This window comes from Pseudomonas sp. 9.2(2024), from assembly GCF_039695385.1.
GTDB classification, from domain to species: Bacteria; Pseudomonadota; Gammaproteobacteria; order Pseudomonadales; family Pseudomonadaceae; genus Aquipseudomonas; species Aquipseudomonas paraglycinae.
In genome coordinates this window covers 3,506,772-3,528,701 of sequence record NZ_CP155585.1, presented here as the reverse complement: position 1 = coordinate 3,528,701, position 21,930 = coordinate 3,506,772, and the positions used below count along the sequence as shown (strand labels likewise).

17 protein-coding genes are annotated in these 21,930 nt (G+C 59.8%); 9 read left to right on the top strand and 8 right to left on the bottom strand.

The genetic code is table 11. The features are described from left to right. Window positions 1-80: 80 nt before the first annotated feature. A complete protein-coding gene (locus ABFB52_RS15755) occupies window positions 81-1,094 on the bottom strand; it encodes an aldo/keto reductase (protein ID WP_129973253.1) in 1,014 nt (337 codons plus the stop codon). 69 nt (window positions 1,095-1,163) lie between these two features. Then, window positions 1,164-2,063 carry a LysR family transcriptional regulator gene (locus ABFB52_RS15750; RefSeq protein WP_129973252.1) on the bottom strand — a complete coding sequence of 300 codons (900 nt, stop codon included), beginning with the start codon at window positions 2,061-2,063 and terminating at the stop codon, window positions 1,164-1,166. Between the two features lie 97 nt (window positions 2,064-2,160). Here ABFB52_RS15750 and ABFB52_RS15745 point away from each other — a divergent pair, with 97 nt between their 5' ends. After that, entirely contained in the window at window positions 2,161-2,523 is a 363-nt protein-coding gene (locus tag ABFB52_RS15745) for a hypothetical protein (RefSeq protein WP_129973251.1), read from the top strand. A 601-nt stretch (window positions 2,524-3,124) separates the two neighbouring features. Next, entirely contained in the window at window positions 3,125-3,496 is a 372-nt protein-coding gene (locus tag ABFB52_RS15740; RefSeq protein ID WP_134020225.1) for a DUF6124 family protein, read from the top strand. 56 nt (window positions 3,497-3,552) lie between these two features. Here ABFB52_RS15740 and ABFB52_RS15735 read toward each other — a convergent pair whose 3' ends face one another. Continuing rightward, the gene (locus tag ABFB52_RS15735) at window positions 3,553-4,863 is read right to left on the bottom strand and encodes an MFS transporter (RefSeq protein WP_129972960.1); all 1,311 of its coding nucleotides are present in this window, start codon (window positions 4,861-4,863) and stop codon (window positions 3,553-3,555) included. Window positions 4,864-5,034: 171 nt separating this feature from the next. Between ABFB52_RS15735 and ABFB52_RS15730 the strand changes: the two genes are divergently transcribed. From ABFB52_RS15730 to ABFB52_RS15715, 4 genes are all read left to right on the top strand, one after another. Next, window positions 5,035-6,159, top strand: a complete 1,125-nt coding sequence (locus ABFB52_RS15730) for a sugar diacid recognition domain-containing protein (RefSeq protein ID WP_039768706.1) — start codon at window positions 5,035-5,037, stop codon at window positions 6,157-6,159. A gap of 90 nt (window positions 6,160-6,249) precedes the next feature. Continuing rightward, window positions 6,250-7,389 carry a glycerate kinase gene (locus tag ABFB52_RS15725; RefSeq protein ID WP_129972959.1) on the top strand — a complete coding sequence of 380 codons (1,140 nt, stop codon included), beginning with the start codon at window positions 6,250-6,252 and terminating at the stop codon, window positions 7,387-7,389. Window positions 7,390-7,612: 223 nt separating this feature from the next. After that, a complete protein-coding gene (locus ABFB52_RS15720; RefSeq protein ID WP_129972958.1) occupies window positions 7,613-9,238 on the top strand; it encodes a methyl-accepting chemotaxis protein in 1,626 nt (541 codons plus the stop codon). 41 nt (window positions 9,239-9,279) lie between these two features. Beyond that, window positions 9,280-10,467, top strand: a complete 1,188-nt coding sequence (locus ABFB52_RS15715; protein WP_102688048.1) for a pyridoxal phosphate-dependent aminotransferase — start codon at window positions 9,280-9,282, stop codon at window positions 10,465-10,467. A gap of 132 nt (window positions 10,468-10,599) precedes the next feature. Here the strand turns inward: ABFB52_RS15715 and ABFB52_RS15710 are convergent, their stop codons facing one another. The 5 genes from ABFB52_RS15710 to ABFB52_RS15690 form a co-directional block, all read right to left on the bottom strand. Beyond that, entirely contained in the window at window positions 10,600-11,568 is a 969-nt protein-coding gene (locus tag ABFB52_RS15710; RefSeq protein ID WP_129972957.1) for a D-glycerate dehydrogenase, read from the bottom strand. Window positions 11,569-11,589: 21 nt separating this feature from the next. Beyond that, window positions 11,590-12,888 carry an MFS transporter gene (locus ABFB52_RS15705; RefSeq protein ID WP_085745556.1) on the bottom strand — a complete coding sequence of 433 codons (1,299 nt, stop codon included), beginning with the start codon at window positions 12,886-12,888 and terminating at the stop codon, window positions 11,590-11,592. A 137-nt stretch (window positions 12,889-13,025) separates the two neighbouring features. Further along, window positions 13,026-13,991 carry a sugar kinase gene (locus ABFB52_RS15700; protein ID WP_129972956.1) on the bottom strand — a complete coding sequence of 322 codons (966 nt, stop codon included), beginning with the start codon at window positions 13,989-13,991 and terminating at the stop codon, window positions 13,026-13,028. Further along, window positions 13,984-14,766 (bottom strand): TIM barrel protein, encoded by a 783-nt coding sequence (locus ABFB52_RS15695; RefSeq protein WP_129972955.1) that lies wholly within the window; start codon window positions 14,764-14,766, stop codon window positions 13,984-13,986. Before ABFB52_RS15695 ends, ABFB52_RS15700 begins: the two co-directional genes overlap by 8 nt. Before the next feature lie 64 nt (window positions 14,767-14,830). After that, on the bottom strand, window positions 14,831-15,856 hold the full coding sequence (locus ABFB52_RS15690; RefSeq protein WP_129972954.1) for a LacI family DNA-binding transcriptional regulator: 1,026 nt from the start codon (window positions 15,854-15,856) through the stop codon (window positions 14,831-14,833). Window positions 15,857-16,098: 242 nt separating this feature from the next. Here ABFB52_RS15690 and ABFB52_RS15685 point away from each other — a divergent pair, with 242 nt between their 5' ends. The 3 genes from ABFB52_RS15685 (at window position 16,099) to ABFB52_RS15675 (ending at window position 21,882) form a co-directional block, all read left to right on the top strand. Continuing rightward, window positions 16,099-16,899 carry a hypothetical protein gene (locus ABFB52_RS15685; protein WP_129972953.1) on the top strand — a complete coding sequence of 267 codons (801 nt, stop codon included), beginning with the start codon at window positions 16,099-16,101 and terminating at the stop codon, window positions 16,897-16,899. 155 nt (window positions 16,900-17,054) lie between these two features. Further along, window positions 17,055-19,181, top strand: coding sequence for a hypothetical protein (locus ABFB52_RS15680; RefSeq protein ID WP_129972952.1), 2,127 nt, complete (start codon window positions 17,055-17,057; stop codon window positions 19,179-19,181). Between the two features lie 373 nt (window positions 19,182-19,554). Further along, window positions 19,555-21,882 (top strand): autotransporter outer membrane beta-barrel domain-containing protein, encoded by a 2,328-nt coding sequence (locus ABFB52_RS15675; protein WP_240871878.1) that lies wholly within the window; start codon window positions 19,555-19,557, stop codon window positions 21,880-21,882. Window positions 21,883-21,930: the final 48 nt, after the last annotated feature.

Here is a 21,930-nt window from a genome sequence, read left to right as displayed (position 1 = left end):
AATATTGGCCGAGTGATCAATATTTCCAACATTCGACACAGGTCCCGTGAGAGCGGGAACCTGTGTCGAAGCATAGGTGCTTAAGCCTGATGCGGTTTACGCCCCGACACAAAATGGCTCACATCATTAAACCCCGGCGTAGAAGCATGCCCCGGCGTCACCAGTGAGTCGATAAACGCTTCATCCTCAGCCGTAATCTTCACCGCCTGCGCCTTGGTGTACGCATCCCATTGTTCTTCAGTACGCGGCCCGACAATCGCCGACGTCACCGCGCCGTTGTTCAGTACCCAGGCAATTGCGAATTCAACGATCCCGACCCCACGCTCCTGGGTGTATTGCTGAATCTGCTGGGCAATGCGCAACGATTCCACCCGCCATTCGGTTTCCAGAATCCGTTTGTCCTGACGCCCGGCACGGCTGTTGGCGTCCGGGGTCACGTCCGGTGCGTACTTGCCGCTGAGCACGCCACGGGCCAGCGGGCTGTAAGGCACCACGCCAAGGCCGTAAGTCTGGGCGGCGGTGATCTGCTCGGTTTCGGCCTGACGGTTGACGATGTTGTACAGCGGCTGGCTGATCACCGGGCGATCGACGCCTAGTTTGTCCGCCACGCGAATCACCTCGGCAATCCGCCAGCCGCGATAGTTCGACAGGCCCCAATAACGGATTTTGCCCTGGCGAATCAGATCGCCAATCGCCGAAATCGTCACTTCCAGCGGCGTGTTGTGGTCTTCGCGGTGCAGGTAATAGATGTCGAGGTAGTCGGTGCCGAGCCGGGTCAGGCTGGCCTCCAGACCGTTGAAGATGTGCTTGCGGCTCAAGCCGCTGCGGTTCGGCACGCCATCCACCGGGCCGAAACCGACTTTGGTCGCCAGCACCCATTCATGCCGATGACGGGCGATGGCTTCGCCGACGATCTCTTCCGAGCGGCCGTTGGTGTAGACGTCGGCCGTGTCGATGAAATTGATGCCCTGATCCCAGGCCTTGTCGATGATGCGCAGCGAGTCTTCCGCGCTGGTCTGTTCGCCGAACATCATCGTGCCGAGGGTGAGGGTGGACACCTGCAATCCCGAGTGACCCAGTGTGCGATAGCTCATGCCGAAATCCTTTTGTCGGTGGGAAAGCTTCCATCAAATACCAGAAGCGCCCGGCGCGGCAAAGTGAATTTATCGGCGTAATGCCTCGCAGCGCTCGCGTAAAAACACCTGCAGCACCTTGACCCGTTCCGACACCTGCACCCGGTGCGGGCACAACAGATTGAACGGCACACTCTCGCCATGCCAGTCATCGAACAGTGTCATCAGTCGCCCGGCACGCACGTCTTCGGCCACGTCGAGCCAGGCCTTGTAGGCGATTCCGTGCCCTACGAGGGCCCAGCGGCGAGCGACTTCACCGTCGTCGCTGAGGTAGTCGCCGCGTACTTCGACCTCGACGGTTTCGTCTTCGCGATGGAAGCGCCAGGTGTTGTAAGGCCGACCGTTGCGCAGATAGAGCAGGGCGCTGTGCTCGCTCAATTCGGCAGGATTTTGCGGTGTGCCGTGGCGCTCCAGATACGCGGGGTTGGCGCAGGCCACACGCCGATGCTCAGGCAGAATCGGCAACGCCACCAGCGTCGAATCACTCGGCACGCCGAAGCGCAGCGCCACGTCCACCGTTTCGCGAAACAGATCCGCATGCCGGTCATTGAGCAGCAATTGCAGTTGAATGTGCGGGTGCTCGCGCTTGAAATCGTCCAGCCACGGCAGCAACACATTGCGCCCGAAGTCCGACGGCGCCGCCAGTTGCAGCACGCCGCTCAAGCCTTCGGTCTGCTGCTTCAGTGCCTGCTCGCCCTCGGCCAGTGTCGCCAGCGCCAGACGCACGCTTTCCAGATAGCGCCGGCCTTCTTCGGTCAGGCGCATGCTGCGGGTGGAGCGGGCGAAGAGGCGTATGCCGAGGCGGGTTTCCAGGCGTTTCAACGCGATGCTGGCGGCTGCCGGCGTCAGCTCCAGCGCCCGAGCGGCGGCGGAGATGCTGCCGGAGTCGGCGGTGCGGACGAAGATTTCCAGATCGAGGATTGAGCTCATTAGTAAAAATCCGTTGAAGATCCTTGGCGTTTTGCGGGATTTTTCCGGGATTGGCAAGCGCAGATACTGAAATCCTGAATAACCGCAGGAGACAGACATGACGTGGACATTTGATCATCTTGCTTTCAACACCGCTGACGGTCAGGCGCTGCAGGACGCTTTTGGTGGGTTGTTGGGATTGACGCCGGGGCGCCGGCCGCCGTTTCCGTTTCCCGGGCGGTGGTTGTATCAGGATGGGGAGGCGTTGGTGCATGTGATTGAGCAGCCTTTGTCCGAGGACGCTGCTTTGAGCCACATCGCGTTTCGTACTGATGAAGACGCGGCGGTGGTTTTGAAGCGGGTGCAGGGCAGTGGGTTGCCGTATCAGGTGGCGCAGGTGCCGGAGGACGGGGTCTGGCAGATTTTTGTGCAGATGCCGGGGGGAGTGGTTCTTGAGTTGGACGCGAAATCGGGTGGTTAGAATCAAGAGCGCCCTCACCCCAGCCCTCTCCCGGAGGGAGAGGGAGCCGAACGAGGTGTTCTCACAAGTTACGCCGACGTGAAATACCGAGTTGAACTCAGGCTTAGAAAAACACACCTCACGACTTATACCGACGTGGGATATTGAGTCGAACGCCGGCCTTGAAAAGCACCGAGATCGGCTCCCTTTCCCCCTCGCCCCCCCTGGGGGAGAGGGCTGGGGTGAGGGGGTAGGTTCTCAAGTACACCGCAGTGTTTAAACCATGCGTTTAAAGGACACTTCCAGACACGCACCCAGGCTACACGACCTTGCGCCGTTGCCTACGACTAAGCCAGAATCCGCCGGCTTGTGCGCTCAAGGGCCGGGTTTTATCGTTGTCCCGTCGCTGAAAAGAACAGCGATCGGGTTTGGTAGCCCGGGTCTTTAAGTGCAGAGTGCTCCATTTTGTAGAGTCTTTTGTCTCTGTTTTATGGTGGTCATTCGCAGGGCACCTTCGGGTGCGCCGTTTCTCCTAAGGCCCGGTCTACCAACCTGCGTCTGGCCACCACCATCGTTTGGTAGCGAGTGTGGTGGCTCCAATAAGCGCCTTAGGAGTTTCACCATGATCAAACCAACACCCAACCCACCCGAAACCGATACAACCTCACCCTACGAATCCCTCGACTCCAAGACCTTCCACGAAGCCGCCGAACGCGCCCTCGATCACTACCTCAATCCGCTGCTCCCCAGAAAACCGCTGCTCAAACCCAACACCCGCTACCTCATCGCCCCCGGCATCGACAGTGAAGAACTGCTGGCCGACGCCTCTGAAACCCTGACCTGCGCCAAAACCATGGCCACCGATTTCGCCGGACTGGTGGACGGCTCGCAGCGGCACGTATTGCTGGGCATTGCCCAACTGATCATGCTGAGTGAACTGGCGGTGAACCGGGCGCTGGATAATCTGGAACTCAAGACTGAAGCACCGCTGTAGCTAGATCCAAAAGAAAAACGGCCCGAAAAGGGCCGTTTCTGTATTTCGACTAATGCTTAAGCCCGCAACGTCCGCGTCATCCGCAGCGCCAGCAGACTCCCGCCAACAATCACACCCGCCAGCAGATACAACGCCGCATCGGTCGACCCAGTGCTGTCCTTCACCCAACCAACAAGGTAAGGGCTCAAGAACCCCGCCATCTGCCCCATGGAGTTGATCAACGCCAACCCACCCGCCGCAGCACCCGCGCTCAGCATGGCAGTCGGCACTGGCCAGAACATCGGCAGACCGGTCAGCGCGCCCATGGTCGCAATGGTCAGACCAAGAATCGCAATCGCCGGATTCGCCGCGAAGTTCACCGCAATCAACAGGCCGACAGCGCCCATCAACATTGGCACCACCAAATGCCAGCGACGTTCTTTACGCAAGTCTGCCGAACGACCCACCACCAGCATGAACACCGCCGCCAGCAGATACGGAATCGCACTCAACCAGCCAATCACGAGGTTGTCGCTGAAGCCGAGGTTCTTGATGATCGACGGCAGCCAGAAGTTGATCGCGTACACGCCGCTCTGGATGCAGAAGTAGATCAGGCCAAACGCCCAGATTGCCGGGTTCTTGAACACCGCGATCAGCGAATCGGATGTGGTTTTCGGTTTGTTCGCCAGGTCTTCTGCCTGATCCGCTTCCAGCACCGAACGCTCATGTGCGGTCAGCCACTTGGCGTTGGCGAAGTTGTCGCTGAGCAGGAAGTAGGCGAGTGCGCCCAGCACCACGGTTGGAATGCCCTGCAGCAGGAACATCCACTGCCAGCCGGCCAAACCACCCTGGCCGGCGGCGAAGTGGTTGAGGATCCAGCCGGAAAACGGGCTGCCGAGCAGGCCGGACACCGGGATCGCCGACATGAACAGCGCCATGATCCGGCCACGGCGGAAAGTCGGGAACCACTGCGAGAGATACAGCACAACACCCGGGAAGAACCCGGCTTCAGCCGCGCCGGTGAACAGGCGCAGGGTGTAGAACTGGGTCGGTGTGGTGACGAACAGCAGGCAGGTCGACAGCGTGCCCCAGGTGATCATCATCAGCGCGATCCAGCGCCGTGGGCCGAATTTGGTCAGGGCCAGGTTGCTCGGTACGCCGCACAGCACGTAGCCGATGAAGAAGATACCGGCCCCGAGGCCGTACACGGTTTCGCTGAATTTCAGCGCGTCGAGCATCTGCAGTTTGGCGAATCCAACGTTGACCCGGTCGAGGTAGTTGAACAGGTAGCAGATGAAGATGAAGGGGATCAAACGCAGAGTGATGCGTTTGTAGACGGCATTTTTATCGTCATCGATGGTCTGGGCGGCAGCGGCGCTCTGCGACATGGCGGCTCTCTCTTTATTATGATTTTTTGCGATGCAAAGGTTAACGTTGATCGCCCTGAGAGTCTCGGCCACCTTTGGCCGGATTGTCTTTGTGCCTGAGCACAGGGTTTGTTGCCAGACCCTGTGCGGGTGAACAACCGTCCGCGCCTGTTTTCAAGGATTCCAACCCTTATGTTCGAACTCGATCACGACCTCGCCCAGGACATCGTCGACCGGGCCATGGCCATTTTGCCGTACAACGTCAACGTCATGGACAGCCAGGGCTTGATCCTCGGCAGCGGCGAGCCGGAGCGGATCAACACCCGCCACGAGGGCGCGCAACTGGTGCTGGCCAACGGGCGGGTGGTGGAGATTGACGCGCAGACGGCGGTGCATCTGAAAGGCGTGCAGCCGGGGATCAATCTGCCGCTGTTGCTCGATCAGCGTTTGATCGGCGTACTCGGCATCACCGGCGAGCCGGAGCAGCTGCGTACTTACGCCGAGCTGGTGCGCATGACCGCTGAAATGCTGGTGGGCCAGCGCAACCAGCAATCCGAACAGCAATGGCGGCGGCAGCGTTGCGATGACTTGCTGGCGTTGCTGTTGAGCGAAGCGGGGGATTCGCCAAGGCTGGTCGACGAGGCCCAGCAACTCGGGCTCAAACCGCAACTGACACGAGTGCCGTATCTGTTCGAGTTGGGCCTGGAACACGGACCGGGGCAAACCGTCGAGGCGCTGAGTGCCTGGCTGATGTCGCGCTATCCCGACAGTTGGTGTGTGAGTTCGGCCAAGTCGTCGCTGCTCTGGTGCCGGCCGGCCAGTCAGAACGTCGAGCATGATCGCCTGCTGGAAAAACTCGATGGTCTGGGCTGGAACATTCTGCGCATCGCAGTGGGCGGGCAGGCCGATGGGCTGGCCGGGTTGCGCCGTTGCTATCGAAGGGTGGGCGACTTGCTCGCCTATGGCCGCGAAGTGCTGCCGCGCTCACGCCTGCTGACCCTCAATCGCTATCGTTTGCCGGTCATGCTCTGGCGTCATCGCAACGATGATGCACTGGATGAACTGCTCAAACCGTTGCGCAAGGTCATCGCCAAAGACAGCAACGGCCAGTTGCTCGCGACTTTGCGCAGCTGGTGCGATCACGACGGGCAGAGCCAGGCCTGCGCCGATGCCTTGGGCATTCACCGCAACAGCCTGCGCTACCGGATGGAGCGGATTGCAGAGTTGAGCGGGGTCGATCCGCTGAAGCTCGACGGGATGCTGGCGTTGTATCTGGGGGTGCAATTGCTGCCACAAACCGACGATTTGTCGAAATGAACAATAAACGCCTGCACGACTTGTGCAGCGGACAGGCGTCAACGCACAAGGCGACTGGCAGCATGAGGGCATTGGAACTGGAGAATTCGTATGAAAATCGTCATCGCCCCCGATTCGTTCAAGGACAGCCTGAGTGCCCAAGGCGTTGCAGAAGCCATTGCGTTGGGCCTGGCGCAGGTCTGGCCGCAGGCGACTCTGGTCAAATGCCCGATGGCCGACGGTGGCGAAGGCACGGTGGAGTCGATTCTCGCCGCGTGCGTAGGCGAACTGCGCCGCACCCGCGTGCGTGGCCCGTTGGGCGCAGCAGTTGAAGCTGCATGGGGCTGGTTGCCGCACAACCACACCGCAATCATCGAAATGGCTGAAGCCAGCGGCCTGCAACTGGTACCGCCGGGGCAGCGTGATGCGTGCATCAGCAGCACGTTCGGCACCGGTGAACTGATCCGCGCTGCGCTGGATGCCGGCGCACAACGCGTCATTCTGGCCATCGGCGGCAGCGCCACCAATGACGGCGGCGCCGGCGCGATGCAGGCGCTGGGCGTGAAACTGCTGAATGCTCAAGGGCAAGCTCTGGTGCCGGGCGGATTGGCGTTGGCGCAACTCGCACGCCTGGACCTGAGCGAACTCGACCCGCGTCTGGCTCACGTCCGTTTCGACATCGCCGCTGACGTCAACAATCCACTGTGCGGCCCCCACGGCGCTTCGGCGATTTTTGGCCCACAAAAGGGCGCATCACCGGCGCAAGTTCAACAACTGGATCAGGCCCTCGGCCACTTCGCCGGACTCTGCGCGCAGGCGTTGGGCAAGGACGTACGCGATGAACCGGGCAGTGGTGCCGCAGGTGGGTTGGGCTTTGCCGCCAAAGCGTTTCTCGGCGCACGCTTCCAGGCCGGTGTCGAAGTCGTCGCAGAACTGGTCGGACTGTCCGACGCAGTGAAGGGCGCAGATCTGGTGATTACCGGAGAAGGGCGCTTCGATGCCCAGACCCTGCGCGGCAAAACCCCGTTTGGCGTGGCGCGGATCGCCAAGCAACACGGCGTACCGGTAATCGTCATTGCCGGTACGTTGGGCGAGGGCTATCAAGCGCTCTACGATCACGGCATCGACGCTGCATTCGCGGTCACCAGCGGCCCGATGTCCCTGGAACAAGCCTGCGCCGAAGCCCCGCGCCTGTTGCGTGAACGTGCAACAGATATTGCTCGCGTATGGGGTATGGCAGCTCCAGCCTGACCTGTCAGTCATCATCTGAAGCGAAGGGTGTTTCACCGCTGAAACACCCGCAACACTTTGAAAAATATTTCATCTTTCCCCGCAATCTTCCTCAAGCCTGGCCGATACAGAAGTCAGGCGCACACAAGACTTCTTAAAACAGTGACGCCGGACTGAAGCCCGCCCCAAGGGCCAGTGATCACGGCATGGACGCTCGTAGTTTCATTCATCCGAGAGTCCTCCTATGTCCTTGCGTAATCTGAATATCGCGCCCCGTGCCTTCCTCGGTTTTGCTTTTATTGCCTTGCTGGTGATCGTGCTTGGCGTGTTCGCCGTCAACCGCATGTCGATCATCCGTCAGGCTTCCCTGGAGATGGACTCGACGCAGTTGCCAAGCGTCACCCAACTCGCCGTGGTCACGGAAAACGTCTTGCGTCTGCGCATTCTGTCGTTCCGCATTCTGGTCAACCGCGAACCGGCTGGTTTGCAGGAAGCCCAGACCCGCATCGGTGTGCTGGTGGACAAGGTGCGCGCTGCCCAGGCCAGTTACGCAGTCCTGCCGGCCGGCCCGGAGGAACGCGCGTTATATCAGGAGTTTTCGACGACTCTCGACAACTATGTGCAAGCGCAGAACCAGATGATGGAGCTGTCGCGCCAGGACAAGCTCGACGAGATGCGCGCCCTCATCAACACGAAGATCAAGGACGGCACCGACAAGATGGGCGAACAGCTCAACAAGCTGATTGCAATCAACGCCGCCGACGCGAAGACCGCTTCCACTCAGGCGGGTGAGTATTACAACAGTGCCATTACCGGCATTGTCGCCGTGGCCGTGATTGCCGCGTTGCTGACCGTGCTGTTGGCCTGGCTGTTGACCCGCAGCATCGTCACCCCGCTGAACCGCGCCGTCGCTGCCGCACAAACCATCGCCGGCGGCAACCTGACCAAAGTCATCGAAATCGACGGCAAGGACGAACCGGCGCGCCTGCTTGAAGCGCTGGCGGCGATGCAGACCAACCTGCGCAAAACCATCGAACAAATCGCCGGCTCCGCCACGCAACTGGGCGCCGCCGCTGAAGAACTCAGCGCCGTGACCGAAGAAGCGTCCCGTGGCCTGCAACAGCAGAACGACGAAATCGAACAGGCCGCGACCGCCGTCAACGAAATGACCGCTGCTGTGGAAGAGGTCGCACGCAACGCGGTGTCGACTTCCGAAGCCTCGAACCAGTCGACCCACGCTGCCCGTGAAGGTCGCGACCAAGTGGTGAAAACCGTCGATGCGATCCAGACCATGACCCACGACGTCCAGAACACCGCGCAAATGATCGAAGGCCTGGCCGCTCAGGGCCGCGACATCGGCAAGGTGCTGGACGTGATCCGCGCCATCGCCGAACAGACCAACCTGCTGGCGCTCAACGCCGCCATTGAAGCCGCCCGTGCCGGTGAAGCGGGTCGCGGTTTCGCCGTGGTGGCGGACGAGGTTCGCGCCCTGGCCCATCGCACTGCGCAATCGACTCAGGAAATCGAAAAAATGGTCGCCGGCATCCAGAACGGCACCGGCGAAGCGGTCGAATCGATGCAGCAAAGCAACCAGCGCACCCAGACCACCCTGGAAATGGCCCGCGCCGCCGGTGTTGCACTCGAGCAGATCACCCAATCGATTCACCAGATCAACGAGCGCAACCTGGTGATCGCCAGCGCTTCGGAAGAACAGGCGCAGGTGTCCCGCGAGGTCGATCGCAACCTGGTCAACATTCGCGACCTGGCCACCCAATCAGCTGCCGGCGCGAATCAAACCAGCGCCGCGACCCACGAACTGTCGCGTCTGGCGGTGGATTTGAATGCGATGGTGGCGCGCTTTGTGATTTGACCTAGGGTGAAGGCTGGAGACCGCGCAATCAGGAGACGTACATGCGCTATTCAGCCTTGACCCAACGAATCGCCGGGGAGGGAGCAGCAGCCTGGCGGATTCACGACCGAGCGCTGGAGCTGCGCGCCGAAGGGGTCGATGTGTTGCTGCTGTCGGTGGGTGATCCGGATTTCGATACGCCGCTGCCGATCATCCACGGCGCCATCGACAGCCTGTTGGCGGGCGATACGCATTATTCCGAAGTGCGCGGCCGGCTGGAGTTGCGCAGGCGCATCGCCGAGCACCATCGGCAACGCAGCGGCCAGGACGTCGATGCCGAGCATGTGATCGTGCTGCCCGGCGCGCAATGCGCGGTGTATTCGGTGGCGCAATGTCTGCTGGATCCGGGCGATGAAGTGATCGTCGCCGAACCGATGTACGTGACTTATGAAGGTGTGTTCGGTGCTTGCGGAGCTACCGTGGTGCCTGTTCCGGTTCGTCCGGAAAACGGCTTTCGCGTCGATCCGGCGGATGTCGCGACGCGGATCACTCCGAAAACGCGAGCCATGTTGCTCAACAGTCCCAACAATCCCTCCGGTGCGAGTCTGTCGCTGCTGATCTGGCAGGAGCTGGCGGCGTTGTGCATCCGTCATGACCTGTGGCTGATCAGCGATGAGGTCTACAGCGAATTGTTATACGAAGGCGAGCACGTCAGCCCGGCGAGCCTGCCGGGCATGGCCGAGCGCACCGCGACCATCAACAGTCTGTCCAAATCCCATGCGATGACCGGGTGGCGGATCGGCTGGATGATCGGGCCGAAACCCTTGGCCGAGCATTTGGTAAATCTGTCGCTGAGCATGTTGTTCGGTCTGCCGGACTTTGTGCAGAAAGCGGCGCAGATCGCGCTGGAGAAAGATCTGCCGGAAGTGATGCAGATGCGCGAGGAATACCGGTTGCGTCGGGATCTGGTGTGCGAGCGGTTGCGTGGTTGTCCGGGGTTGTACCCGATCAAACCGGATGGCGGGATGTTCGTGATGGTCGACGTGCGCCAGACCGGGCTCGGCGCGCAGGATTTTGCCGAGCGATTGCTGGAGGGTTATGGGGTTTCGGTGCTGGCAGGCGAAGCGTTCGGGCCGAGTGCGGCGGGGCATATTCGCATCGGGCTGGTGGTGGATCGGGTGAAGCTGGCGGATGCGTGTTCGCGGATTGCACTGTGCGCTGCGCAGCTTCTCCAGGTGCGCAGCGCCTGATCGCTTTCGCTGATCGTTCCCACGCTCTGCGTGGGAATGCCTCCGGGGACGCTCCGCGTCCCATGTGACGCAGAGCGTCACGGGCTGCATTCCCACGCGGACGGTTCGACGCCTCGACGTGGGAACGATCAATCAAGGGAGGGGGTTCACCAGATTGGCGGGGCTTTCTCCTGCCAACGCCGCCAACAGGTTCTCAACAGCACACCGCGCCATCGCCTCGCGCGTCTCATGGGTCGCCGAGCCCATGTGCGGCGTCGCCACCACGTTGTTCAGCTGCAACAACGGCGAGTCATGATTCAGCGGCTCACGCTCGAACACATCCAGCCCCGCCGCGCGAATCCGGTTATGGCGCAAGGTTTCGATCAGCGCGGCCTCATCCACCACCTTGCCCCGGGAAATGTTGATGAAGATGCTGTCCGGCCGCATCAGCGCAAACTGTTCCGCGCCAATCAAACCTTCAGTCTGCGCCGTCAACGGCAAGGTCAGACAGATGAAATCCGCCTCCTGTAACAGATTTTCCAGGCTGCGGTACTGCGCATCAAAACGTTCTTCAACCGCCGGTTTGCGCGACTGGCTGTGATAGATCACCGGCATCCCGAACCCGAAATGCCCGCGCTGCGCCAACGCCTCGCCAATTCGCCCCATACCGATGATGCCCAGCGTCTTGCCGTGCACATCGGTGCCGAAATGTGCCGGCCCGATGCTGCGATGCCAGTGACCGCCGCGCACCATGTTCGCCAGCTCCACCACGCGCCGGGCGATGGCTAGGATCAGCGCGAAACCGGTGTCGGCAGTGGTTTCGGTGAGCACGTCCGGGGTGTTGGTCAGCATGATCTTGCGGCGGGTCAGGTAGTCGATGTCGTAGTTGTCGACGCCCACCGAAACGCTGGAAATCGCTTCAAGCTTCGGCGCCAGATCGAGCAGCGCCGCGTCCAGTTTCAGGCTCGCGCCGAGCAAGCCGTGGGCACCGGGCAGGGCGTCGCGCAGTTTCATCAGGCCATCGGCGTCGAGGCTGTCGATCAGTGTCACATCGACCTGTTCCTCAAGACGCGCCATCAATTGCGGCGACAGTTTCTTGTACAGCACAACCTGCTTTTTCATCGCAGTCATCTCTCTATCAATTCAGGAATGAGCCGGCTGCGGACGCGGTGCGACGCGCTTGGCCGTCACCCGGTCGCTCGCGCCGGGTTTGAGAAAAATCGTCAGCACCACCGAGAGCATCAGCGCGCCGCTCATCAACAGGTACGAAGCGCCGGGCGAACCGGTGGAGCTGTTCAGGTAACCGACCAGATACGAACCGCCGAAAGAACCGAGGGCGCCCATGCTGTTGATCAGAGCCATGGCGCCACCGGCGACGTTGGCCGGCAGGATCTCCGGGACGATGGCGAAGAACGGCCCGTACGGCGCGTACATGCAGGCGCCGGCAATCACCAGCAGCGTGTACGACCACCAGAAATGCTCCGCGCCCAAGGCGTAGGAGCCGTAGAACGCCACCGAGGCAATCAGCAGCGGCGGCCAGACGAAACGTTTGCGCTTTTGCAGTTTGTCCGAGCCCCACGACACCAGCAGCATGCCGATCACTGCCGCCAGATACGGCAGCGCCGACAGCCAGCCTGCCTCGATCATGTCCATCTGCGCGCCGGCCTTGAGGATCGACGGCAGCCACAACACGAAGCCGTAGACGCCGATGCTCCAGCAGAAAAATTGCAGCGCCAGAATGATCACCTTCGGCGAACGGAAGGCTTCGGCGTAGTTCTTCACCGCTTTGATGCCGACCTGTTCGGCCGCCAGCGCGCTTTCCAGATCGTGCTTTTCCTGCTCGCTGAGCCACTTGGCCTGGGCCGGACGATCATCGGCGAGCTTCCACCAGATGAATGCCCAGAGCACCGCCGGCAAGCCTTCGATGATGAACATCCAGCGCCAACTGAAATGCTGCACCAGATAGCCCGAAACCACCGACATCCACAGCATCGTTACCGGGTTGCCGAGGATCAGGAAGGTATTGGCCCGCGAACGTTCGGCGCGGGTAAACCAGTGGCACAGGTACACCAGCATCGCCGGCATCACCGCCGCTTCGACCACACCGAGCATGAAGCGGATGACGATCAGCCAATAGGCGTTGGAGACCACGCCGGTCAACGTGGCGAGCCCGCCCCAGAGGATCAGGCTGACGAAGATCAGCTTCTTGACGCTGTGCTTCTGCGCGTAGATCGCGCCGGGCACCTGGAAGAAAAAGTAGCCGAGGAAGAACAGCGCGCCGAGCAGCGAGGACAGGCCCGGGGTGATCATCAGGTCGGCGGCCATCCCGGACGCGGCGGCGAAGCCGTAATTGGCGCGGTCGAGGTACGCCAGGCTGTAGGTGATGAACACGATCGGCATGATGTACCACCAGCGGCGGGTGGCGAGGGTTGCGGTTTTCATGGTCTTGCTCCTGAGCTTGTTGTTTTTGTCGCAGCAGGTTCAATGGTTTATTGCTTGCTCGTTCCCACGTCGAGGCGTCGAACCGTCCGCGTGGGAACGCCTCCGGGGACGCTCGGCGTCCCATGTGACGCAGAGCGTCACGAGCTGCATTCCCACGCAGGAGCGTGGGAACGATCAGCGGTGAGTTCGGATCGGGTCGGCAAACCCTCCATGTCGCCACGGCTCTGCACCGCACGACTGCCAATCCAGTTGGCGCGTCTGACGGCTTCGGGAAAACTCTGATGCTCCAGCAGGGCGCTGATCATCCCGACCGCAAATCCATCGCCGGCACCGACCGTATCGACCACGGTTTCAACCGGCACCCCGGCGACAAAACCCTGATCCAGATGCGTGCGGTAATACGCACCCTGCGGCCCGAGCTTGATCGCCACTGCTTCGGCACCCTGATCGAGATAGAACGCGGCGATATCCGCCGGATCTTCAAATCCGGTCAGCAGCCGGCCTTCGCTCAACCCCGGCAACACCCAGTGGGCGAGGGCGGCGAGGCGGTTGATCTCGCGGATCATCTCTCGCTCGCTGGCCCACAGGCTCGGGCGCAGATTCGGGTCGAACGAGACGCTGCGCCCGGCGTTGCGCATGCGGGTCATCAGTTCACGGGACATTTCCCGGGCCGATGCGGACAGCGCCGGCGGAATGCCAGTGGCGTGCAGGTGTCGGGCGCTTAATAACGTCGGGTTGATCGACTGCGATGACAGATGACTGGCTGCCGAGCCGCGACGGAAGTATTCGACCGTCGGATCGCTGCCGTCATCGTTGCGCGACTTGAGCTGAAAACCGGTCGGGTGCGCGTTGTCGACTTCGACATGGCTGCAATCCAGGCCTTCGCGGGCCAGGGTTTCGACGACAAATCGTCCCAGCGAATCGGCACCGACACGGCTCAGCCAGGCCACCTTGAAGCCCAGTCGAGACAGTCCGATGGCGACGTTGCTGTCGGCCCCGGCAATCCGCTTGTGAAACTGCTCGACGGAGGCCAGATCGCCGCTCTGTTCAGCGACAAACATGGCCATGGTTTCGCCGAACGACAGAATATCGATCTCAGACATGAGCAGGCTCCAGGCGGGACTGGCCGAGGCGGGTGAGGGCGGCGACGTGTTCGGTGGTGAGTTGCACCAGGTCTTCGCCCTGCAACGGGTATTCGGCGGCGCGCATGACCCCTTGGGCCATGTGCCGCAGCAGTTGTTCCCACAGATGCAGGTCAGTGGCGGCGGGCGGCACCGCGACCAGTTTGCCGTCGGCACGGCGGGCCACGGCTTTGCAATGCACGTAGCCGACGTGACGGCCCAGCAGGCGTGCGGCACTGGTGGCGGACTGGTCTTGCCACTGCCAGTTGCCGATGTCGAACGTCATCTTGATCGGCAGGTTGTGTTGCTCAACGGCGGCGAAGAAACGCTGGAACGGTTCGATGCGGCCGCCGTGCAAGGTCTGGTCGTTCTCCACCAGCAGTTGTACCGGGCTTTGCGCAAGGATTTGCGCCAGCGTCTGCAGATCGTTGTTGTCAGTGAAGAAACCAAGGGAAACCTTCAGCCACCTCGAGCCGAACGCTTCGGCGTTTTGCAGCGCGGTGATGAGTTCCGGATTGGGCCGCGACTGACCGGCTAGCCACAGTTCGGTCGGTGAGGAATAGATGCTTTGCAGGCCTTCAGCCTGTGTGGCAGCGGCCAGTTGCTCGGGGACTTCGTTGGTCAGCAACTCTTCGCGCCATTCGATGCGATGGGCGCCGGCAGCGGCCAGCACTTCGATGAAAGAGCCTTGGCCGCGACGGCGAACAAGATCGGCGCCGTAGCTGGACAGGCTGATGGAAACGGCAGGTTTATTCATTGTTATCTACCTCTGAAACCGGTTTCATTTTTGTTCAAAAAATTTTGGGTGGCCCCGCAGGGCCTTATTCTGCCTTGCTGCGCGTCGAACCGCGCTCAATCAGCACCGGTGCAAAATCCAGCGTCCGCGCCGCTTCATCATCCCCACGCAACCGCTTGAGCAAGCACTCAAACGCCCGCGCACCAATCTCCTCAGTCGGCTGAGCGAGGGCAGTAATCCCGCTGCCCACCAACGGATACCAGTCCAGATCATCCAGCGCGATCAACCCGACATCCTCGAACAACCGGCCGCCAATCTCGCGCAAGGCGAGGGTGCAAGCCAGCGCCGCCACGCCGTTGGCGCAGAACAGGGCTTTCGGGCCCGAATCAGGTGCGTTCAAAAAGGTTTGAAGATCGTTCGCAAGACTCGAACCGGTTTCCAGCACCGCGCCACGCATGTCTTTGCGCTGACCAATCTGCTGCTGAAAACTGCTGACCCGCTCGATCCGCGAACTGGTGCCGTCATAGGGTTCGGTCACCAGCAGCACATTGCGATAGCCACGCTGCTGAAGATGTTCGAGCGCCATCTCGATGGCCTGCGGGTTGTTCAATCCGACCATGTCACTGTCGAGCCCCTCGACCTTGCGATCCACCAGTACCAGCGGCATTTCCCGCTTCAGCCCATCCAGCTCATCCCGATGATGGCCCAGGGTGTTCACGATCAGCCCTTCGATGTTGTACGAGCGCAGCAGCGCCAGGTGCTGGCGTTCCTGCTCGTCATCGCGGTCGGTGTTGCACACCACCAGGCTGTAACCGTGCCGGCGGCAGGCGGTTTCCACACCGTGCATCACGGCAATCGAATAAGGGTTGCGGATATCGGCCACCAGCATGCCGATCAGGCGGGTGCGGCCGCGTTTCAAACCACGGGCCATTTGATTGGGGCGATAGCCGAGTTCGGCAATCGCCTGCTCGATGCGCTGGGCAATGGCATCGGAGAGCAGGGCGCGGTCATCGCCGATAAAGCGCGAGACGCTGGCCTTGGACACGCCAGCGTGTTCGGCGACATCGAGCATGGTCACGCGGCTGCGCTGGGCGGCGGAGAAATCGTTCACGGTTGAAAAAGCCTTTTTATTGGAATTGTTCGAGTCAGCACGGCAAGGCTGAAACCGGTTTCAGATAACCGCATTAACCATCGCTTCGTCAAGCCCGAGAGGATCTGAATCAGAAACAGCTGAAGGGTCAATTCCGACCAGCGGTCATCAAACCTGTCAGATCTGACAGTAGGCGAAAGCGCGGTTACTGCGTTTAATTTCTTCCGAAGCAAAGTGTTTTTTACGCCTCTGGAGAACAGTGGATGAGCGCCAAAAAATCCATCGGGACATTCGCCTTGCCGTTGACCATCGACGGGGTCGGCGCCGACAAAGTGCTGCCCCTGGATGCGCATATCAACGGCGTCACACTGCAAATCCCGCCGTGGGTTGCACCTTCGATCATTCCGGGCAGAAGTGATTTGCTGGAGATCTGGGTACTTGAGCCCGGGGCAACATCCGAGACGCGTTTCTACAACAACCTGTTTCCGGTTCCGGTGGTCTTTCCGGGCACGATCCACCTGCCTGCGCAGTACTTGCAAAAGACAGGCGACATCACGTTGAGGTACCGGGTGACCTCCGGCGACACCAGTAATGAAGATGACTCGATACCGCAAGTGTTCATCCTCAAGCGCCCGGTTCCGGTCAAATTGAAAGAGGTGGTTTATCCCGACGCGAACCTTTGGGGCTGGCTCATGTGTTTAACATTCCCGGCGATCTGGGATGTGGTGGTCGTGCGGGTTCCGGCGCAACCGGGAACGTTTCTGGCGAATGATGAGTGCGTACTGAATTGGGAAGGCTGCACGAGCCTGAACGGTGTCAACCCAATTCCGGGCACAGCGCTACGAATTCGAAAAACGCTGTCGCAACAGGAAGCGACCTCTCCCCAAGGGTTCGATTTCAGACTCGACAGTAGCTACTACGTCCAATACATCAAACCGATCGAATTCGGATCTGCGATGTGCACCTACACCCACTACCGAAACGGTGTTGCGCTGGCCAGTTCATATCCGGAATTCGTGAAGATCGACAGGCGCCTTTCCGGGAAACCGCCTTGCGGTCCTTGAATCAAGCAGTCCAAAAAAGCAGTGAAAAGCGATAGATCCAACAAAACGTTGGCAGAACGTCAATCCCAGGAACACGCAGCCCGCAGTCGCGAAATTCTTCATTGGGAAACAACGTTGATGGTTCAACAACACACTCATCGATGGAGTTCACGAACATGAATATGCAGGCTAAAACGGGTGGTGGTGCTCTGGCGTTGCCGCCAACGATTGTGGATCAGTTGGCAGATGGTCGACTGACGTATCAACAACTGAAAGTTGATAAAAAAGTGACCTTTCAGTTGGCGGACGTTGATGACAAAACTCCGGATGGTGCGCACCAAATTCAACTGTATATCTTTCCGGAAGGGGCGCAGCTGATACCGGGAGATCCGACTTATTTAGTGGACACTAAGCTTAAAGCCAGCCAGCCAGGAGGTGACTGGACTTTTCCGGTCAGTTTTGACCGGACCGACACGCAGCTCAGTATCTTCGTCGACAAGTTCTCGGCTAGCGGGGATTACAACAAGTTTTTTGCAGCGTTCGTTATCATTGACGCATTCGGGAACCTCGACAACTCTCAACCGCATCTCGTGATCCTCATCGACCTGACTGCACAATGGCAGCGCCAACCCGGCACTGGCAATGGCACCGGCAATCGGCCGCCGCAGATCAGCCTGACAGGTTTGCCAACCCTCATCGATGACGCTTGGTTGAACAACCCTGCCAACGCTGGCGGCTTGAACATCACCATTCCAACGGGCTGGACAAAATTCGAACCAGGCCTTGATCTGGTCAACTTCTTCATCTCCCAACTCACCACATTCACCGGCATGCAAGGTGAGGGCGCTGTTGTTGCAGATTTGCCGGTGCGGCCTGACGGCGTTATCAATATTTCACTGGTCATTCTGCAAGCGTTGAAGGATGGCGCGTATTTTTACTCCTACAACCTAGAGGATGCCGCGGGCAATATCAGCAACAACGCACCCATCACGCTGCTGTTCAATCGGGTCAGCGCACCGGCCCCGGTGCTGGGTATTCCAAGGATTCCGGCGACCGGTATCAACGGTCAGACGCCCATTACGCTCGCATCATTCAAATCTGATCCAGATGCAGTGGTAATGGAGATCGATTTCCCGACCAACTCGTTGCAAGATGACCGAATCCTGCCGCATATCATGGATTCGAAGGGTATTGTCCATGATCTTGCGGAACAGACAATCCCGGCGCCAGGCACTGCCGGGCCGCTGAAATTCGTGATTGATTACGCCTTTTGGGCGGTGGTCTTCGGCGACCCTAACCGGGACACCGAAGAGCAGGTCGAGTACTGGTACGAATTGATTCGCTCGACGATTACACCGAATCCGGTTTCCACGCCTCAGCAATTTGCTACTGTCGATTTTGCATACGCCGGGGATGAGCAGCCGAACCTTCCTGAACTGGAAAACCCCAATGCCATCCCGGTGATCGTTCAGGGTGGCGGCACGCCTGTGCCTGCACCCAACACGCTTGGCCCGGCTCAGGCCGGTCTTGATGCAACCATGATCTGGAACTTGTGGACAAATCCTCTGCGGCCGATTACCGGTCGAGAAATCGTCACGTTCTTCTATCAGGGCAAACAAGTGGGTCAGCCTGTGGGCGTGCAGGTTGGCGCGACGAGGGTCACCACGCGATTGCCTTGGGCCGAGATTCTGTTGGAAGGGAACGGCACCGGCGCTACCGCGCGCGAGGCCTACATTGTTGTCTCCTACCCCGGCAGTTCAAACGCGATGACGCAGACGCCTGTTACGCGTGTCAACGTGACAGCGATCGTGATCAATCTGCCGGCGCCGAAGATTGTCGTTTCGGCTTTCAGAACCCCCACCGGTGCGGTGGTTCCCGAGAGCTTCTTGATGTCCGTCAACTGCCCGTGTCTGGATCACCCGGCTGTCGCGAACGGACCGATGCCGCCGTATGAGGCTACACGCAGACTGCGGATCAGGGTCGAGCGGGATGCCAACATCCCGACAGGTGCAACGGTTGCGTTAAAATTTGAGGGGCGGACGACCAACGGAGCTGGCGGGACGGTGATACCCAACACGCCATTCACAGATTCCAAGCCCATGCCTGCAACGGGCCCTCTGGAATTTGACGTGCCATACACCAATGTCCGTCCGATCCAGCTGCCGAGCCCCGGCCCTGGCCAGCGTCCGGCGACTCAATATGCGTACATCGAGTATGGGGTCAACGGCATTACAGCGTCGGTCATCGTCCCTGTCGCGCTCTTGAACTCGAGCCTGGTGTATTGCGACCAGAACCGTCCTTGATCGTGCATCAACAGTACTTCGAGTGAAGTTTCCTGCGATGGGGACGGCAGTCAATACCGTCCCCATCGTGGGAATCGAAGTCAGATACGGGTGCTCTTACGGGACAAGGGGATAAGTCGTACGAAGATGGAGATTAGTCCTACATATCCCTCGGAAAGTTATCCGTAGTCTGGCGACCGCTTCAGTTCCGGCTCGCAACTCGTTTGAGTCGGACGCTCGTTCCTCACGGAATGTAATCGAGTAGGACTCAACCATGTCGCCCAAATTGAACACCCCGTTTCAGAAAACCTCGATCAGCTTGGGAATTTTGTCCCTGCTGCCCCTATTGATGAATTCGCCGCTCACCCAGGCGGGTACCGTTCCGGCGGGTACCATGCTTGCCATTGACGGCACGACGCCGGTGCAAATCTGGCAACTTCAAGACAACGCCATCCTGAATGCCACCAATGCCACGACACTGGAAATGAACAGCAATCCCGGTGGCCTGATCAATCTGACGGGCTCGAATGTCAACGCCGCAGCGGTCTCGGGGATTTCACTGGTCAACGCCAGCGCAACTCTGGACAACTCAACGGTTAACAATGCCACTGGCATCGGCATTTCGGCAGTACGCAATAACAACAGCGTAGGCGGTTCAAGCGTGACGCTGCGTAATGGCTCAGGTGTTCAGGGCTTGACGGGGGGCATTGCGGGCAACCGATTCAGCGTCATCAGTCTGCAAAACTCCACCGCCGAAGGCACTGGTGCGAACAGCTTCGGGATCAGGATGCTGGAAGGTTCACTGTCGGCCACCGGCAGTACGATTAGCGGCGGTCTTAATGGCGTGACGGTTGGCACTGACACTCAGGTGAACGCCGTTATCCCGACCAAAATAATTCTGGACGGCACTCGTGTCGAAGGCCAGACCGGCTCGGCACTGGTGGTCGGCATCAACGCGCCGAATTTCCCGACAGTGGCAGACATCGAAGTGCGTAACCGTTCGACGCTGGTGGCCGGCAACAACACGTTGCTTGAAGTCCGACAAGGTGCTTCGGCTGGATTCCTCGTCGAGAACAGTGACCTGACCGGTAACGTCACGGTGGTTTCGGGCAGTTCCGCGAATGTCACGTTGCAGAACAATGCGTCGCTGACCGGTGATCTGCAAAACGTCACGACCGCGGTGTTGAACAATCAGGCGCGCATGACCGGCAATGTGCTCGGTGCTTCGAGTGTGGCGCTCGACAACGGCTCGACCCTGACCGGCAATCTCGGCAACGTCGCCACGGTGACGATCAACAATCAGAGCGTCATGAACGGTGACGTCAATGCTTCTGCCAATAGTGCTTCGAGTCTGACGCTGGACAATGCTGCCACGCTCACCGGCCAGGTGAACAATGTCGCCAATTTTGCGATCAACAATCAGGCGCTATGGCAGATGACCGGCAGTCAATCGGTGAACAATCTGTCGCTGGGCAATGGCGGCACGGTAGGTTTCGGCACTCCTCAGCAATACTTTCAATTGAACGTCGCCAACCTGTCGGGCAACGGCACGTTCCGGATGGGCACCGACTTCAATCAGGGTCTCAGCGATCTGCTGAATGTCACGCGCAGTGCTTCCGGCTACCATCAGTTGCTGGTCACCAGTTCCGGTCTTGATCCGGTCAATGACTCGTCCATCAAAGTGGTGCAGAGCGTGGCGTCAGGCGCGCAGTACGGCCTGGTGAACAACCGTGTCGACGTAGGCGCATTCACTTATCTTCTGGTGAAGAAGGGAGATGACTGGTTCCTGCAACCGGACAAGACTGTTGTCAGCACACCGACACGCGCCGCATTGGCCATTGCCGGTACAGCCCCGACAGTGACCTATGGCGAAACGGTTCTGCTGAACAACCGCATGGGTGATTTGCGGGTCAATGGCGGGCAAACGGGCGGATGGGTGCGCTCTTTCGGCAGCCAGTACAGCATCAGTAACAATGCTTACGGAAATGGTTACAAACAACGACAGTATGGTTTCTCGATGGGCGTCGATACGCCGGTGCAAATCGCCGGCGAGCGTGTACTGCTCGGTGTGTTTGCCGGTTACAGCAAATCCGATCTGGATTTGAGCCGCGGCAGCTCCGGGGAAATCGGCAGCACCTCACTCGGTCTTTACGGCACCTGGCTGGGCGACAGCGGTTACTACCTGGACACGGTGGCCAAGCTCAATCACTTTCGCAACAAGGCCGACGTGATGCTGAGTGACAACACCAAAACCAAAGGCAGTTACAACAGTCTGGGTGCAAGCGCGTCGGTGGAGTTCGGCAAGCATATTGAGTTCGCGGATGGCTATTACATCGAACCGTTCACCCAATGGCAGGGAGCCTCGGTGCAAGGCAAGGATTTTCGTCTGGACAATGGTCTGAGTGTCGACGCTGATACAACCCGTTCCATGCTGGGCAAGGCGGGCCTGAACTTAGGGCGAGGCATGAAACTGGCGGATGGCAGTGTCCTGCAACCCCACGTGCGGGTGGCTGCCGTACATGAGTTCGTCAAAACCAACGAAGTGCGGGTCAACGACAACAAGTTCAACAATGATCTTTCCGGCACGCGCTTCGAAGTGGCCGCCGGCGCATCCTGGACCCTGAATGACCGCTGGCAGCTGCACGCGGAGCTGGACACCAGCAAGGGCGACAACGTCACCAAAGACTTCGGTGTGAACATGGGGGCGCATTACAGGTTTTGAGGGAACGGAAACTAAAAAGGGAAGCGATGGCTTCCCTTTTTTGTGCCT

Bases quoted from the DNA above. Each gene is read 5' to 3' on its own strand.
- ABFB52_RS15685 (WP_129972953.1), top strand. From the start codon at position 16,099: ATGAGCGCCAAAAAATCCATCGGGACATTCGCCTTGCCGTTGACCATC.
- ABFB52_RS15680 (WP_129972952.1), top strand. From the start codon at position 17,055: ATGAATATGCAGGCTAAAACGGGTGGTGGTGCTCTGGCGTTGCCGCCA.
- ABFB52_RS15710 (WP_129972957.1), bottom strand. From the start codon at position 11,568: ATGAAAAAGCAGGTTGTGCTGTACAAGAAACTGTCGCCGCAATTGATG.
- ABFB52_RS15700 (WP_129972956.1), bottom strand. From the start codon at position 13,991: ATGTCTGAGATCGATATTCTGTCGTTCGGCGAAACCATGGCCATGTTT.
- ABFB52_RS15750 (WP_129973252.1), bottom strand. From the start codon at position 2,063: ATGAGCTCAATCCTCGATCTGGAAATCTTCGTCCGCACCGCCGACTCC.
- ABFB52_RS15720 (WP_129972958.1), top strand. From the start codon at position 7,613: ATGTCCTTGCGTAATCTGAATATCGCGCCCCGTGCCTTCCTCGGTTTT.
- ABFB52_RS15755 (WP_129973253.1), bottom strand. From the start codon at position 1,094: ATGAGCTATCGCACACTGGGTCACTCGGGATTGCAGGTGTCCACCCTC.
- ABFB52_RS15695 (WP_129972955.1), bottom strand. From the start codon at position 14,766: ATGAATAAACCTGCCGTTTCCATCAGCCTGTCCAGCTACGGCGCCGAT.
- ABFB52_RS15740 (WP_134020225.1), top strand. From the start codon at position 3,125: ATGATCAAACCAACACCCAACCCACCCGAAACCGATACAACCTCACCC.
- ABFB52_RS15705 (WP_085745556.1), bottom strand. From the start codon at position 12,888: ATGAAAACCGCAACCCTCGCCACCCGCCGCTGGTGGTACATCATGCCG.
- ABFB52_RS15735 (WP_129972960.1), bottom strand. From the start codon at position 4,863: ATGTCGCAGAGCGCCGCTGCCGCCCAGACCATCGATGACGATAAAAAT.
- ABFB52_RS15730 (WP_039768706.1), top strand. From the start codon at position 5,035: ATGTTCGAACTCGATCACGACCTCGCCCAGGACATCGTCGACCGGGCC.
- ABFB52_RS15745 (WP_129973251.1), top strand. From the start codon at position 2,161: ATGACGTGGACATTTGATCATCTTGCTTTCAACACCGCTGACGGTCAG.
- ABFB52_RS15715 (WP_102688048.1), top strand. From the start codon at position 9,280: ATGCGCTATTCAGCCTTGACCCAACGAATCGCCGGGGAGGGAGCAGCA.
- ABFB52_RS15675 (WP_240871878.1), top strand. From the start codon at position 19,555: ATGCTTGCCATTGACGGCACGACGCCGGTGCAAATCTGGCAACTTCAA.
- ABFB52_RS15725 (WP_129972959.1), top strand. From the start codon at position 6,250: ATGAAAATCGTCATCGCCCCCGATTCGTTCAAGGACAGCCTGAGTGCC.